At 64.5% G+C, this 15,629-nt stretch carries 10 protein-coding genes; 6 read left to right on the top strand and 4 right to left on the bottom strand.

Going from position 1 to position 15,629, the window contains the following annotated elements; all coding sequences use genetic code 11:
- Positions 1-82 precede the first annotated feature (82 nt).
- Together HRU92_RS09790 and HRU92_RS09785 are read left to right on the top strand one after the other, a co-directional pair.
- Positions 83-2,068 carry an autotransporter assembly complex family protein gene (locus HRU92_RS09790; protein ID WP_172123956.1) on the top strand — a complete coding sequence of 662 codons (1,986 nt, stop codon included), beginning with the start codon at positions 83-85 and terminating at the stop codon, positions 2,066-2,068.
- Positions 2,068-6,399, top strand: coding sequence for a translocation/assembly module TamB domain-containing protein (locus tag HRU92_RS09785; RefSeq protein WP_172123954.1), 4,332 nt, complete (start codon positions 2,068-2,070; stop codon positions 6,397-6,399). The genes HRU92_RS09790 and HRU92_RS09785 overlap by 1 nt, the downstream gene beginning before the upstream one ends.
- Positions 6,400-6,698: 299 nt before the next feature.
- On the opposite strand, the gene HRU92_RS09780 is transcribed toward HRU92_RS09785, so the two are convergent.
- The 4 genes from HRU92_RS09780 to HRU92_RS09765 all read right to left on the bottom strand — a co-directional run bounded on the left by HRU92_RS09780 (position 6,699) and on the right by HRU92_RS09765 (position 12,732).
- Positions 6,699-8,549: an extracellular solute-binding protein gene (locus HRU92_RS09780; RefSeq protein WP_172123952.1), complete on the bottom strand. Its 1,851-nt coding sequence runs from the start codon at positions 8,547-8,549 to the stop codon at positions 6,699-6,701.
- Positions 8,550-8,601: 52 nt separating this feature from the next.
- Positions 8,602-10,227 carry an ABC transporter ATP-binding protein gene (locus tag HRU92_RS09775; RefSeq protein WP_173088095.1) on the bottom strand — a complete coding sequence of 542 codons (1,626 nt, stop codon included), beginning with the start codon at positions 10,225-10,227 and terminating at the stop codon, positions 8,602-8,604.
- A 262-nt stretch (positions 10,228-10,489) separates the two neighbouring features.
- On the bottom strand, positions 10,490-11,623 hold the full coding sequence (locus tag HRU92_RS09770; protein WP_348983116.1) for an ABC transporter permease: 1,134 nt from the start codon (positions 11,621-11,623) through the stop codon (positions 10,490-10,492).
- A 5-nt stretch (positions 11,624-11,628) separates the two neighbouring features.
- The gene (locus tag HRU92_RS09765; protein ID WP_172123948.1) at positions 11,629-12,732 is read right to left on the bottom strand and encodes a microcin C ABC transporter permease YejB; all 1,104 of its coding nucleotides are present in this window, start codon (positions 12,730-12,732) and stop codon (positions 11,629-11,631) included.
- 214 nt (positions 12,733-12,946) lie between these two features.
- Here HRU92_RS09765 and HRU92_RS09760 point away from each other — a divergent pair, with 214 nt between their 5' ends.
- The 4 genes from HRU92_RS09760 to HRU92_RS09745 all read left to right on the top strand — a co-directional run bounded on the left by HRU92_RS09760 (position 12,947) and on the right by HRU92_RS09745 (position 15,600).
- The gene (locus HRU92_RS09760) at positions 12,947-13,174 is read left to right on the top strand and encodes a hypothetical protein (protein WP_127753817.1); all 228 of its coding nucleotides are present in this window, start codon (positions 12,947-12,949) and stop codon (positions 13,172-13,174) included.
- 119 nt (positions 13,175-13,293) lie between these two features.
- The gene (locus HRU92_RS09755) at positions 13,294-13,938 is read left to right on the top strand and encodes an AprI/Inh family metalloprotease inhibitor (protein WP_172123946.1); all 645 of its coding nucleotides are present in this window, start codon (positions 13,294-13,296) and stop codon (positions 13,936-13,938) included.
- A gap of 56 nt (positions 13,939-13,994) precedes the next feature.
- Entirely contained in the window at positions 13,995-15,107 is a 1,113-nt protein-coding gene (gene zapE, locus HRU92_RS09750) for a cell division protein ZapE (protein WP_173088093.1), read from the top strand.
- A 13-nt stretch (positions 15,108-15,120) separates the two neighbouring features.
- Positions 15,121-15,600 carry a hypothetical protein gene (locus tag HRU92_RS09745; RefSeq protein WP_173088091.1) on the top strand — a complete coding sequence of 160 codons (480 nt, stop codon included), beginning with the start codon at positions 15,121-15,123 and terminating at the stop codon, positions 15,598-15,600.
- Positions 15,601-15,629: the final 29 nt, after the last annotated feature.

The raw sequence follows: 15,629 nt of genomic DNA, 5'->3' as shown, positions 1-15,629 counted from the left end.
GTTGTTCCGGCGCTGGGGTCGCTCTACACTGCCCGGTAAGGTAAACAGGCTTGCTGCAGGCCTGTCTGGCCGGTGCGGGACGATGAGCGAAGGCCTGGCGCGGGCGACCAATCTTGGTGGCGGCGCAGGCGAACTGGGGGCGGGTTCACTGCAAAACGCGCGGATTGTAACGAGTTTAAGCGCCCTTTGTCTTGCTGCGGCCTTAGCCGGGCCGGTGTTTGTGCCGGCGGCTGCCGCGTTCGAGATTTTCGGCATCAAGCTGTTTGAAGACCAGACGGAGGCGGATGCCGAGGCGGTGATTGCCGATCCGCAGCCCTATACGGTCGAGGTCACCGTCGCGGGCGAAGGGGAGGTGGAAAGCGCGGTACGCAATGCTTCGGCTCTCGTGGCCGATGCGGACGAGCCTGCTTCGGGTGCAGCCGGGTTGCTGGCCAAGGCGCGGGGCGATTACCGACGGATCATCGCCGCGCTTTATAATGAAGGTTATTACGGCGGCACGGTCCATGTCCTGGTGGCGGGACGCGAAGCGAGCGATCTTGCGCCTGACGTGTCGCTGCCCGACCCAGTCGGGGTCGTTATTACCGTGGATCCCGGCCCGTTGTTCAACTTCAACCGGGTTGCAGTGGTCAACGAAGCGCCCTTGACCAGCGATCCCGCGGATCTGGTGGAGCTGCCCGAGGAGCGCGGCTTTGGGTCCGGTGAGGTGGCCAAGTCGAGCGTCATTCTCGCGGCTGAAAAACTAGCTATCGAGGCTTGGCAGGAGCAAGGCTACCCCAAGGCGCAGATTCGCAGCCGCGAGGTCGTGGCCGATCACGCGACACGCACGGTGGATGTGGCGATCACGGTGGATCCGGGGCGGCATGCCGGGTTCGGTGACATCACTGTATCGGGTACCGAGCGGATGGACCCCGAGTTCGTGCGCCGCCAGACCGGCATCGAAGTGGGTGAGGAATACGATCCCGATACGCTGGACCGGGCGCAAAAGCGCCTCGACCGGCTCGAAGTGTTCCGTTCGGCCCGGTTTGAAGCGGCCGAAGCGGTGGGCGCGGATGGTTTGCTGCCTTATCAATTGCTGGTGCAGGAGTTGCCGGGGCGCCGCTTTGGCGTGGGCGCCAGCTATTCCAGCATCGATGGGCTGGGAGTGGAAGGGTATCACCTTTGGCGCAACCTCTTCGGGCAGGCCGAGCGGCTGCGGCTCGATGCGCGCGTCGCGAGCATTGCTTATCCGGTAGAAACCGAAGAGTTCGACTATTTCTTTGGCGGCACCTTCACCAAGCCCGGGATCTGGACGCCCGATACGGATCTGGTGGCGGTGATTTCGGCCGAGCGGACGGTTAATCCGACCTATATCGAGACATCGGCGACCGGGCGGGTCGGGCTGACCCATATCTTCTCGGATCAGCTGACCGTTGAAGGCGGCACGTTCTATGAGCGGGGCCGCTACGAGGATGATTTCGGCACGCGCGATTTCTCGCTGCTCGGTGTTTATGCGGGCGCCATTTACGATGCGCGCGACGACAAGGTCGATCCGACCGGGGGCTTTTACCTAGCGGGCAATGTCGAGCCGTTCTACGAGCTGAGCTATGGCAATGCGGCGGCACAGCTGACGGTTGAAGGGCGCGCTTATTGGGGTTTTGGCGAGGACGAGCGGTTCGTTTTGGCCGGGCGGCTCAAGGGCGGATTGCTGGCAGGCCCGGACCTGGCGGAAATTCCGCCTGACCGGCTGTTCTTTGCCGGCGGTGGCGGCTCGGTGCGTGGCTATGGGTTCAAGTCCATCGGCGTTGAAGGCCCCGATGGGATTGTCACCGGTGGTCGCTATCTGCTGGAAGGCTCGATCGAAGCGCGCGCCAAGATTACCGACACGATCGGTGCCGTGGCGTTTCTCGACGGGGGCTATGTGGCCGCAGACGAATTCCCGGGCATTGATGACCTGCAATTGGGCGCGGGTCTCGGGTTGCGCTATTACACGGGCCTTGGGCCGCTGCGGCTCGACGTGGCGGTGCCGCTCAACAAGCGGGACGAAGACCCTGACTACGCCATTTATGTCGGCATAGGACAAAGCTTTTGATGGCACTTTTCCCGTTCTTTCGGCGGCGGTTTGCGGCGCTTGTGGTTCTGGCGCTCGCGCTCCTGTTTGGCGCCACGGCGCTGTCGCTGTCCCAGGACGGGGCCGAAGAGGAGCAGAAGAACTGGATCACCAATTTCGTGCAGGATCGGCTATCGACGCCTGAGCGGCAAATCCAGCTGTCCAATATCGAAGGGGCGCTCGGCTCCAATGTGGTGATCCGCGAGATCACCATAGCCGACGCAGAGGGCGTATGGCTGCGCGTCAACAATGCGCGGCTGAACTGGAACCAAGGCGCGCTGCTGCTGGGGCGCCTGGAAGTGCGTTCGCTTGCAGCCGATTCCATCGAATACCTGCGCAATGCTATACCCAATGACCAGCTCGACCTGCCGGCCCCCGAGGCCGTGCCGTTCAGCGTGCCTGAATTTCCCGTCGCCATCACCATTGAGGAACTGGCTGTTCCGCGGGTGAGCTTTGGCGAGGACGTGTTTGGCCTGGCCTCCGAGATTTCGCTGGCCGGCGGTTTTACGCTCGCAGACGGCAATCTTGATGCGCAGCTCGATATTATCCGGCTCGACGGGCCGGGGGGAACCCTCGATCTCGATGTTGCCTATAGCAATGAAACCAGCAGCATCGAGCTGGCGCTCGCGTTGGTGGAGCCGGAAAACGGCGTGTTGGCCAATCTGTTGCGCATCGATGGGCGGCCGGCGGTGGAACTGCGGCTGACGGGGTCGGGCCCGGTGGCCGGGCTGCAAACGCAGCTGACGCTGGTGGCCAATGGGCAAACCGCGCTGTCGGGCGGCGCCCGGGTTACCCAGACGGGCGAGGGGCACAATATCGACCTGGATGTGCGCGGGCCGCTCGCCATGCTGGTGGCCGAGCCTTACCGGCCCTTCTTTGGTGCTGAATCGGTGCTGTCGGCCGATGCGCTGGTGCGCTCGGAAGGCGGGTTGAGCATCAGTGGCTTGCGGCTGAGCGGCGGGCAACTGGCGCTGGAAGCTTCGGCGCAAACCACGCCGGACAATTTCCTGCGTGAGTTGGTGCTGCGCGCCAATATCGCGGACAGCACAGGCGCGCCGGTGACGCTGCCGGTGCCGGGCGCCGCAACTACGGTGCAATCGGCCGTGCTCGCAGTGGATTACGGGGTGGGCGACAGCGAGGACTGGAGTTCGAGCTTTTCGGTAACGCAATACGCAACCGAGGGCTTTGCAGCCGATACGCTGGCGTTCAATCTGGGTGGCGTTGCGGCCAATCTGTCCGACCCAGCCACTCGCCGCCTGACCTTTAATGGCGATGGCACGCTGGGCGGCATTGCAGCATCGCCCGAGGTGGAAGCGGCGCTGGGCGACGGGATCGGCGTTGGCATTGCGGGCCTATGGAATGCCGGCCAGCCCGTTGAGCTGGCCGAGTTGCGCGTTGTCGGGGAAGCCCTGACAGCGGCGCTGTCGGGCACCATTTCGGGCCTCGATTTTACCGGCGACATCGCGATCGAAACGGCCAGCATTGCGCCGTTCTCGGGACTGGCTGGGCGGGAGCTCGATGGCGGGCTGACGCTGCGGGCGACCGGTAGCGTCATGCCGGTGACCGGGGTGTTCACGCTCGAACTCGACGGCACCGGGCGCGATCTCCAGATCGATGACGAGTTGGCAGACAATCTGTTGCAGGGCGAGGTTGCCCTGTCCGGCCTGGTGGCGCGCACCGAGGCGGGGCTGACCGCCAAGGAATTCCGCATCGCCAACCAGCAGGTGCAGGTGCTGGCGGACGGCACCTTCTCGTCCAGCGCGGCCGATTTCACCTTCAATCTCGGCTTGGCCGACCTGGCGCTGCTCTCGCCCGAAGCAACCGGCGCGCTCAGTGTTGTCGGCACCGCCAAGGGCCAGGAGGGCGTGATTGCGCTTGATCTTGACGCCACCATTCCCAGTGGCACGCTGGCCGGACGGCCCTTGCGCGAAGCGGCGCTGGGTTTTGCCGGGCAATACCAGGACGCGCGGCTCGCGGGCGCCGTTACCGGCACCGCGTTTGTGGACGGACACCGCTCGAGCCTCGGGGCCGATGTGGATGTGAATGCCGATACCCAGGCTCTACGCAACATTGCGTTCCAGACTGTGGGCGCGGAAATCACTGGCGGGCTGGTGCGCAATGTGGCCAGCGGGCTGATCGATGGTGATCTCGTGGTTGCGGCGCCCGATATTTCGGTGGCGGCAGCGCTGGCGCTGGTGGAAGCGCGCGGCGCGATCAATGCTCGGGCAGTGTTGTCGGGTGTTGATGGCAAGCAGAATGCCAGCGTCAATGGCGATGTCTCCGGCCTTCGGATCAACGATATCCAGGTGGGCGCCGCCGATTTTACCGCCGAGATCGGTGATCTCTTTGGAGTGCCGGCGGTTGATGGCCGGGTCAATGCGAGCACGGTCGCGGCAGCGGGAGTGACGATCCAGACCCTCGAGGCGACGGCGAACCAGACCGGCGACACCACCGCATTTGACGCACAGGCGCGGCTGGCGACGGGCACCGATGTGGACGTGGCGGGATCCCTGGCTCCGGTGGAGGGCGGCTATCGGCTGGCGCTCGATCGGGCGCAGCTGGCGCAAGGGGAACTTTCGGCGCGCCTGGCGCAGCCAACCGTGCTGCAGGTGAGTGGCAACAATGTTGCGCTGCAGGCAGTGCGCTTCGATGTTGGGTCGGGCTCGATCACAGCGACCGGCTCGGCCGGGGAGGTGCTCGACATTGCGCTCGAGGTCAATTCCCTGCCGCTGTCGATAGCCAATGCGGTGGCCCCGGATTTGGGCCTGGCGGGAACGCTCGATGGGCAGGCCCGCATTACCGGCAGCGGCAGCGATCCGCAGGTGCAGTTTACCGCACGGGGGGCGGGGATCAATGCAGCCGCGATCCGCGATTATGGGGTGGCCCCGCTGGCGCTGACCGCCGAAGGCAGTTTTGCCGGGGGGGTGGTGCGGCTTGGGTCGGTGCAGGCCAATGGCGCGGGCGGGCTGACCGTTTCGGGTAGCGGCAGCGTGCCGCTGGCGGGCGAGGGGCTCGATCTGCGCTTGCAGGGGGCGGCGCCGCTGACCCTGGCCAACCGCTTCGTCGCCGATCGCGGCGCGCAGTTGAGCGGCACGGTGCAACTTGACACCCAGGTGAGGGGGAGCCTGCAGGCGCCGCAATTTGGCGGCTCGGTTTCCACCAGCAATGCTGGCTATGTCGATCCGGAGCTCAATCTGCGGCTGGTGGGGATCACCGGCTCGGCGAGCCTTTCGGGCACGCAGCTGGCGATCAATAGCCTTGGGGCGCAGCTCGCCACGGGGGGCACGGTTGCGGCCTCCGGTACGGTGGGACTGACCGGTGGTTTCCCGGCTGATCTGCGGCTGGCGCTGCGTTCGGCCCGTTACGCCGATGGCGACCTGTTCGTGGCGACCGCATCGGGCGATCTGGCACTGACGGGCAATCTGACCGGTTCGCCCCTGCTGAGCGGCAATCTCCTCGTAGAGGAAGCCAATATCACCGTGCCCGAGAATTTCGGTGGCGGTGCGGCGCTGGTCGAGGTGGAGCATGTGCGCCCGCCGCGCGATGTGGCGCAAACCCTGGCCCGGGCGGAGGTGACCACCCGCGGCGGGGCACCGGTGCCGCGTACGCGGCCAGCCGGCGTCGTGCTTGATGTCAATGTCAACGCACCCAACCAGATCTTTGTGCGCGGCCGCGGGCTTGATGCGGAAGTGGGGGGCACGGTGCGGCTCACCGGACCGCTCAACGATATTCAGCCGGTGGGGGCGTTCGAGCTCAATCGCGGGCGGTTGAGCCTGTTGGGCCAGCGCATCGTGTTTGATAGCGGCATTGTCACGCTGGTGGGCGACCTGGATCCCGTGATCAATTTTGTCGCGAGCACCGAGGGCGACGACATTACGGTGTTCGTCACGGTCGCCGGCCGGGTGTCGGATGTCGAGGTGACCTTCACCTCCAATCCGGTGTTGCCGCAGGATGAAGTGCTGGCGCGGCTGATCTTCAAGCGCTCTATGGGCGAACTGTCGCCGCTGCAGCTGGCGCGGCTGGCGGGCGCGGCGGCCGAACTGATGGGCGGCGGCGGCGGGGGCCTCGTGGACTCCTTGCGCGGTGCTGCCGGGCTCGATGATCTCGATGTGGTCACCGACGCGGAAGGCAATGTGGCCGTGCAAGCCGGCACTTATATCCAGGACAATGTGTATCTGGGCGTGCAGGCTGGTGCCGGCGGGCAGAGCCGGGTGACGATCAATCTCGATGTGACTGACGACCTCAAGGTGACGGGCGCTGCTGGACAGAACGGCGAATCCGCGCTCGGGGTGTATTACGAGAAGGATTATTGAGGGGGCTTGCCTGTGTTGGTTGGCCGAGCGATCTCGTGCTGGGCTCCGGCCCAGAGCTGGGGTCGGTAAAGGTCGGTGCGTTGCTGAGGGCCCCCCACCCCCGGCCCCTCCCCGCAAGGGGGAGTGGAGGGTTCGCCCTCAGCTTTGGTGCTGTGGGGGGCGTTGTATAGGGGCGCCCTCTGCAAGATCAGGATGGGCCCTGGCTCAAGGTCGGGGTCACAATCGCGGTTGAGGGCGGGTCAAGCCCTTGCCTGATTGCTGTGCGGCGAGGGCCGGCTGTTGCCGGCCCGGTTTTTTTGCTAGCGAGCGCCACCGGTTTGGGCGGCCTTGGCTTCGTCCCACCACCAGATGGTGGGGAAGCCGCTGGAGAATTCGGGCAGGGGCTCGGGGTGGCTGAAGCGGTCCCAGTGCGCGATGCGCGAGGTGCGCAGGGAATAGGACGGCACCACGAAATGATGGGCAAGCAGCACCCGGTCGAGCGCCTTGGTGACGGCTTCCTGGGTGGCGCGGTCATCGGCGACGACGAGCTTGTCGATCAGCGCATCGATGCCGGGATCGGCAATGCCGGCATAGTTCTGTGAGCCCTCTTCGTTGACTGTTGAGGAGCCGAAGAAGTAGCGCTGCTCGTTGCCCGGCGAGAAGGATTGCGGCCAGCCGGCATAGGTGACGTCGTAGTCGAAGGAGCGCAGGCGGTTGATGTATTGCGGGCTGTCGACGGTGCGCAGCGAGACGGCGACGCCGATCTGGGCGAGGTTAGTGACGAGGTTGGCGGCGACAGGCTCGATGGTGGGGCCGTTGAGCAGGATTTCAAAGCTCAGCTGCTGACCATTGGCATCGATGAGACGGTTGCCCTCGAGGCGGTAGCCGGCGTCGGTGAGGAGGCCGAGCGCGGTACGCAGATTGGCGCGCAGCTTGGTTGGATCGCCGCCGACTGGATTGGTGTAGGGCTCGGTGAAGACGCTGGCGGGCACGAGGTCGCGCACGGATTCCAGCACTTCCAGTTCCTCGCCCTCGGGCAAGCCGGTGGAGCGGAAGGGCAGGCCGAAGAAGTAGCTGTCGACGCGCTCATACTGGCCATAAAACAGGGTGTTGCTCAGCTCCTCGAAGTTGAAAGCGTAGTTGAGGGCTTGGCGCACGCGCTGATCCTGGAATTTTTCGCGACGCAGATTGGGCACAAAGCCGATCATGAGGCCGGAATTGGCATAATCCTGGGGGAAGAGTTCCTGGATGATGCGGCCTTGAGCGACGGCAGGGAAATCATAGGCGGTGGCCCAGCGGCGCGCGGAATTCTCGTTCCACCAATCGAACTGGTCGCCCTTGAAGGCCTCGAACTGCACGGTCAGATCGAGGAAGTACTCGATGCGGTATTCGTTGAAATTGTTCTGACCGATCTGGGTTGGGTGGTCGGCGCCCCAGTAATCCTCGACGCGGGTATAGGTGATGGTGCGGCCCGCATCGAAGCTGGCGAGGCGATAGGGGCCCGAGCCCAAGGGCGGCTCAAGGGTAGACTGGGCGATGTCGCGCTGCTTGCCATTGGCGTCGGTGCCCTCCCACCAGTGCTTGGGAAACACCTGTAATTGCCCGAGGATCAGCGGCAATTCGCGGTTGCCGGTCTGGTTGAAGGTGAAGGTCACCTCGCCGGGCGCGGTGACTTCGGCGCTTTCGATATTGGCATAGTACTGCATGCGGTCGGGATTGAGTTCGATGTTCTTTTCGAAGGTCCAGACCACGTCTTCGGCTGTGACCGGCTGGCCATCGTGCCAGCGCGCCTTGGGGTTCATCCGGAAGGTGACTGCACCATAGTCCGGGGCGATCTGCAGGCTTTCGGCGAGCAGGCCGTAATAGGCGCTGACCTCATCAAGGGACGGGGTCAGCAGGGTTTCGAACAGCAGGCCGACGCCGTCGGCGGGCTCACCCTTGGGGAGGATTGGGTTGAAGGTATCGAAGCCGCCCAGACTGCCCAGCCGCACCGTGCCGGCCTTTGGCGCATCGACATTGACGTAATCGAAACGGGGGAATCCATCGGGGTATTTGGGCTCGCCCTCCATAATGAAGGATGAAGTCCACACGCCAGTCGGGGTCTGGGCCCCGGCGGGCAGGGCAAGGCAGAACAGGGCCAAGGCGGTGGCAACAAGGGGCGCAAACTTCATCGGCTGGCTCCGAACATGGGCAGAAACTGTGGTTGGAATCTAGGCTGGTTTGTCATGGGCCGACAGGGGCAGGCGGATCAAGATCACGCGTGTCAGTGGCGGCGATGTCGAAAGCCGCGGCCATAAGCGCGCGGGTATAGTCCGTCTGGGGCGCGGCAAAGACATCGCCGGCGGCTCCACTTTCCACCACTTTGCCGTGGCGCATCACAAGGAGGGTATTGGCGAGTGCGCGCACCACTTTGAGATCGTGGGAGATGAACAGATAGGTCAGGCCGCGCCGGGCCTGGATGTCTCGCAGAAGATCAACGATCTGGGCCTGGATGGAGACGTCGAGTGCGGAGGTCGGCTCATCGAGCACCAAGAAGCGCGGCTCGAGCACGATGGCGCGCGCGATGGCGATGCGCTGGCGCTGGCCGCCCGAGAACTCGTGGGGATAGCGGAAGCGGGTGGCGGGCGAGAGGCCGACCTCCTCAAGCGCGCGGACGACGCGGCGGTCGCGCTCGGCGGCGTCGAGTTTTGGGGCGTGAACTTCAAGCCCTTCGCCGATGATGCGATCAACGGAAAGGCGCGGACTGAGCGAGCCGAAAGGATCCTGAAAGACGATCTGCATGTCGGCGCGCAGTGGGCGCATGGCGCGCCAGGAGCGTTCGTGCACCTCGTTGCCGAGGACGACGATGCGGCCCTGCGAGGCGATGAGGCGGAGGAGGGCCAGCCCAAGCGTCGATTTGCCCGAGCCACTTTCTCCCACGACGCCCAGGGTTTCGCCCTCGCGGATGGCAAGGTCGACCCCGTCCACCGCCTTGATGTGGCCGATTGTGCGCCGGAGCAAGCCACGCTTGATTGGAAACCAGACGCGCAGGTCCTTGGCTTCCAGCGCGATCGGTGCATCGGGGCGGGCCGGCGGCGGGGCGCCCTTGGGCTCGGCGGCGAGGAGGCGCTGGGTATAGGGGTGTTGGGGCGCGGCAAAGAGGGCTTTGACTGCGCCGGTTTCAACAATCTCGCCGGCCTGCATGACGCAGACCCGGTCGGCGATGCGGCGGACGATGCCGAGGTCATGGGTGATAAAGAGCATGGCCATGCCCAGCCGCGCCTGCAACTGCTTGAGGAGGGTCAGGATCTGCGCCTGGACGGTAACGTCGAGCGCGGTGGTGGGCTCGTCGGCGATCAGGAGGTCCGGCTCGTTGGCGAGCGCCATGGCGATCATCACGCGCTGGCGCTGGCCGCCCGAAAGCTGATGCGGATAGGAGGCGAGGCGACTGGCGGGATCGGGGATGCCGACCTGATCGAGCAGTTCCAGGGTGCGGGCGCGGGCGGCGTTGGGGCGCAGGCCGCGATGCACGGCGAGCACTTCCCCGATCTGGCGCTCGATGGTGTGCACGGGATTGAGGGAGCTCATCGGCTCCTGGAAGATCATGGAGATGCGATTGCCCCGCACGGAGCGGAGCTCGGCGGCGGAGGCGGAAACGAGGTCGGTGGCGCCGAGCTGGATTTCCCCCGCAACGGTGGCGGTGGGCGGCAGGAGCTTGAGGATGGACAGGGCGGTGACGGATTTGCCCGAGCCGCTTTCACCGACAAGCGCCAGGGTTTCGCCTGGCGCGATATCAAAGGCGATGTTGTGGGCAGCATCGGCAGGGCCGAAGCTGATGGTGAGGTCGCGCACGGAGAGGAGAGGGGTCATGGGGTGGCCTCCTCATGGTGGTGATTGGTGGCTTGAGTGGTCGGATGGCGGGATGCCGGTGCTGGTTGCGGCCGCCGTGTTTCGTTGATGGACCCCCTCCCTAGCCCTCCCCTCAAGGGGGAGGGGACCGCTCGTTTGGGCACCGGCGTATCAGCACACAAGCCCAGTTTGCGGAGGGGCCTGAACCCCCACCCCGGCCCTCCCCTCAAGGGGGAGGGGGTAGCGCGGGGCTCAGGGGTAGTGGGAAGGCGAAGGAACTGGGTCATGCCAGGGTCCGGCGGGGGTCAAAGGCGTCGCGGACGGCTTCGCCGATGAAGACGAGGAGGGTCATCATCAGGGCGATGGTGAAAAAGCCGGTGAGGCCGAGCCAGGGCGCTTGGAGGTTGTTCTTGCCCTGGGCGAGGAGTTCACCAAGCGAAGGGGAGCCGGGGGGCAGGCCGAAGCCAAGGAAGTCCAGCGAGGTCAGGGTGGCGACGGAGCCCGAAAGAATAAAGGGCATGAAGGTCAGCGTGGCGACCATGGCATTGGGAAGGAGGTGGCGGATCATGATGGTCCAGTTGCCGACGCCAAGGGCGCGGGCGGCGGCGATATATTCAAAATTGCGGCCGCGCAGGAATTCGGCGCGCACGATGCCAACGAGCGCGACCCAAGAAAACAGCAAGAGAATGCCAAGCAGCACCCAGAAGCTTGGGGCAATGAAGCTCGAGATGATCAGCAGCAGATACAGGGCGGGGATCGAGGTCCAGATCTCGATGAAGCGCTGCATCAGGAGATCGGTCCAGCCGCCGAAATAGCCCTGCACCGCACCGGCGGCGACGCCGATGATGGAGGAAGCAATGGTCAGCACGAGACCGAAGAGGATGGAGATGCGAAAGCCATAGAGCAGGCGGGCGAGGACGTCACGGCCGCGGTCGTCGGTGCCCAGCCAGTGGTAATTGCCGAGATTGCACTCGGGATCATCGACCCCCAGGGGATAGCGCGCGCAGTTTTCGGCGCGGTCCATGGTCCAGCTGGGCGCGACGGCGCCGGAATAGGGCAGGTAGCTGTCGACAGTGGCGTAGCTGAAGTGCACGGGCGGCCAGATTGCCCAGCCATTCGCCTTGATCTCGTCAGCGATGAAGGGATCGCGGTAATTGGTGACGGCAAGAAAGCCGCCGAACTGGGATTCGGGATAATCCACAAAGGCGGGAAAGAGCAGTTCGCCCTTGTAGGAGACGAGGATGGGCCGGTCATTGGCAATGAATTCAGAGCCCAGCGTGAGGATGAAGAGGACAAGGAAGATCCAAAGCGACCAGAAGCCCCGCCGGTTGGCGCGAAAATTGGCGAGGCGCCGCTGGTTGATTGGGGACAGCCAGCCATTGCGTGGGGCTTCGAGCACGGCAGCTTGTTCGGCCATTTCGCTCATAGGCCGCGGCTTTCGAAATCGATGCGGGGATCGACCCACATATAGGCGAGGTCGGAGAGCAGGCTGATGACGAGGCCGAGCAGGGAGAAGATATAAAGGGTGGCAAAGACCACGGGATAATCGCGGTTGGCGACGGACTGGAAGCCGAGCAGGCCCAGCCCATCGAGCGAGAAGATGGTTTCGATGAGGAGCGAGCCGCCAAAGAAGGCCCCGACAAAGGCGCCGGGGAAGCTCGCGATAATCAGCATCATGGCGTTGCGGAAGACATGGCCATACAGCACCTGTCGCTCGGTCAGCCCCTTGGCGCGGGCCGTGGTGACATATTGCTTGCCGATCTCATCGAGAAACGAGTTCTTGGTGAGCAGGGTCGTCGTCGCAAAGGCTCCCAGAGCCATGGCGGTGATGGGCAAGACGAGGTGCCAGGCGTAATCGAGAATCTGGCGCCACCAGGGGAAGTTCTCAAAGCCCGGCGAGGTCAGGCCGCGCAAGGGGAAGGCGGACCAAAAACTGCCGCCCGCGAAGAGGACGATCAGCGCGATGGCGATGAGGAAGCCGGGAATGGCATAGCCCACGATGATGACTGTCGAGGTCCAGACATCGAAACGCGAGCCGTCGCTGATGGCCTTGCGGATGCCAAGGGGAATGGAGATGCCGTAGGAGATCAGCGTCATCCAGAGCCCGAGTGAGATGGAAACGGGCATTTTCTCGCGGATGAGGTCGATCACGGAGATGTCACGGAAATAGCTCTCGCCGAAATCAAAGCGGAGATAATTCCACAGCATGGTGCCGAAGCGCTCGAGCGGCGGCTTGTCAAAGCCGAATTGCTGCTCGATGCGGGCGACGAGTTCGGGCGGCAGGCCGCGTGAGCCACGATATACCGAGTTATTGCCGCCAGGATTGGCGCCGGGCTGGGCGGCGAAATCGCCACCGGCGCTGCCGGTGACGCGTTCGGCGATGGAGCTGTTCTGGCCGCTCAGATTGGCGAGCGCCTGCTCCACCGGGCCACCCGGAGCGAACTGGACCACGAGAAACGAGATCGCCATTATGCCGAACACGGTCGGTATCATCAGAAGGAGGCGGCGAAGAATATAGGCGCCCATCAGATCTCCATGGCTGGCTGTGCCCGAGCAAAGCGCCGAAGCTGCCCATGTGCAAATCACCAGCGGGTGAAATGGCTTACCGACCACAGCAACACTTCCCCCGCAAGATGGCAAGTGCCGAGGCGGTGCTTTGAGTTCGGTGCCGCTTCGGCGGGGCGGGGTTGCGGCAAAGGGGGATGAACGGCACAATCGGGGCAGCAACAAGGAGCCGGCGATGGCGTTCGAAACAATTGCCCAAGTCGAGGACCTGTCCATGGCGCGGGTGCTGGTAGTGGCGCTGCGGGCGCATGGCTTTCATCCGCTCGAGGGCGGGGAAGGCGGACTGCCGGGCGTGCGCGGGCTGTTCGGGCCGCGCGGCGTGCCGGTGCAGGTGCCAGAAGAGGAGGCGGGGGACGCAACCCTTCTGGCGCGCGAGTTGTTGAAGGAAATGCAGGGGCCTTAAAACTGCCACATCAGTGAATGGTGGTCCACGCGAAGCGGGCGATTGTGTCACACCAGTGGTTTGGCTATAAGCGCGCCCATTGTTAACCTTTAGGCAGGCCTTCGGGCAGGAGCGACTTCATGGCGGCTTGGATGCGCGGATCGGTATCGGCAGCGGGTTTGGCAGCGGTGGCCCTTTTGATGGCCGGTTGCTCTTCAACCTCCAACACCGCAAATCTCAACACGATCGGCGCCCCGGCGCAGTTGCAGCCGGTGCAGCCTTCGAGCGTGCAGCAAAGCACGCTGCCGGCACTCGGCGGCGCTACTGGCGCGCCCGCTCCCGGACTGTCGGGTCAGCCCGTGTTGGGCGGCGTTCCCAGCACCCCTCCAGGCATGGCCGGGGGCGTTTCATCGCTGCCGCCGGTTGGTGCGTCCACCCAGACGGCTTCCAACAGCTCGTTTGTAACACTTGGGCCCAATGGCGCGGCGCCAGCGGCACCGGGCGGCTTTACCGCCGGGCCCGAGGGCGTTTGGACCGTGCAGGCCGGGCCGACGCAGTGCCGGCTCAACCTGCCCATGACCGCCAAGACTGGCACCAGCTATTACCGCGCATCGGCGCCGGGCTGCGGCGTGCCGGGCCTTGCTTCGGTGGGCGGCTGGCAGCAGGTCGGCTCGCAGCTGCAGCTCTATGACGAGAATGGTAATATCGCCGCGTTCCTTGCACCGAGCGGCGGGCGCTATATCGGTACGCTGGGCGGCGGCCAAGCCATTTCCATGCAGCGCTGATCGCGCCTGACTTGCCAAGCCAGGCTGACCCATTCGCATCGTCCCAGTCGGGGCCGGTGAGCGCTGCTTATGCGGCGCTTGTCGCGCGTGGCGGTTTGAGCCGCGATCCCGCCCAGGAACAGGCGGCGGGATTACTGGACGGTATTGCCACTGCGCTCGACGCTTCGGCTTCCGGAGGCTTTCTGGCCCGGTGGCTCGACAAGCCGCAGCCCGTCAAGGGGCTCTACCTTTATGGCGAGGTGGGACGCGGCAAGACCATGCTGATGGATCTGTTCTACGAGGCGACGGAAATCCCGCAGAAGCGGCGGGTTCATTTCCATGCCTTCATGGACGAGATCCACGCGGGCATTGCCGCGTTCCGCAAGCGCGCCAAGGCCAAGGGTGATGATAGCGATCCGGTGGAAGCGGTGGTGCGGCCCATCCTCAAGGGTGGGTTGCGGCTGCTGTGCCTCGATGAATTTCACGTGCACGATATCACCAATGCCATGCTGCTCAACCGGCTGTTTGAAAAGCTGTTTGCGGGCGGGGTGACGCTGGTGGCCACGTCCAATGTGGTGCCGGACCGGCTATATGAGAACGGGCTCAACCGCGAGTTGTTCTTGCCGTTTATTGCGTTGCTCAAACAGTATACGACGGTGGCGTCACTCGACGCGGAACAGGATTACCGGCGGCTCAAATTTGCCGGCCAGCAGGTATTTGCCTTCGGGACCGGGCCGGAAACCAAGGCGGCGATGGACCGGTTATGGTTGCGCCTGACCGGTGGCGAGGCGGGGCGGCCGACCACGATCCACAGCACCGGGCGCGAAATTGCCGTGCCGCTCGCGGCGCGCGACGCTGCCCGGTTCGGCTTTGCCGATCTCTGCGAGAAGCCCTTGGGTTCGCGCGACTTTGTGCGGATTGCTCAGAGTTTTGACGCCATGATCATTGATGGCGTGCCGCAGATGGACCGCACCAAGAGCGATGCGGCCAAACGTTTTATCCTGCTGATCGACAATCTCTATGACCGCGGCGTCAAGCTGGGCGCGAGCTTTGCGGCTCCGCTGGCTGAACTGGGGCGCGACGATCGCACGGCGTTTGAGTTCGAGCGTACGGTATCGCGGCTGGTCGAGATGCAGTCGGAAGAATATCTCGGCAAGGCGTTGCGCGACGTCGGGGTGGCCGAGCACTGAGATGGAACGCATCATGATCATTGGTGCGCCGGGTGCGGGAAAGACATGGTTGGCGGGCCAAGTTTCGGTCAAGCTCGGGTTACCGGTGATCTCGGTTGACCAATTTGTGCATGACAGGGGTGGCAAGCTTCGGCCTGCTGACACCATCGACCAGGATGTCCGGGCTGCGGCAGAGCTGCCGCGCTGGATCATCGCGGGCGGTAATACCCGAACCTATGGGGACAGAGTTGCCCGTGCGGACTGCGTGATCCGCCTCAAGCTGCCGCGATTGCTGCGATTGTGGCGGCTGTGGCGCCGTGAGGGCGTTAACCTTGGCCTGTGGCGCGGCGCCTGGAGCTATGAGCGCGTGCTCGGAGACAGGGACGAAGCGGTGCTTAGCGCCGCCGGTGGCATCCCGGTGTATGATCTTCGATCAGCGGCTGCGGTGCAGGGTTTTCTGCGCATCCTTCCATGCCCGCTCGGCATGGGGGCTTCCCCCATGGGCAAGGGATGAGGAGGAGTTTAGACGAAGGGTTCACTTGC

The sequence above is a fragment of the Devosia sp. 1635 genome, assembly GCF_013185955.1.
Lineage (GTDB): Bacteria > Pseudomonadota > Alphaproteobacteria > Rhizobiales > Devosiaceae > Devosia.
The sequence above is the reverse complement of the archived record's forward strand: the minus strand, read 5'-3'. Positions and strand labels throughout refer to the sequence as shown.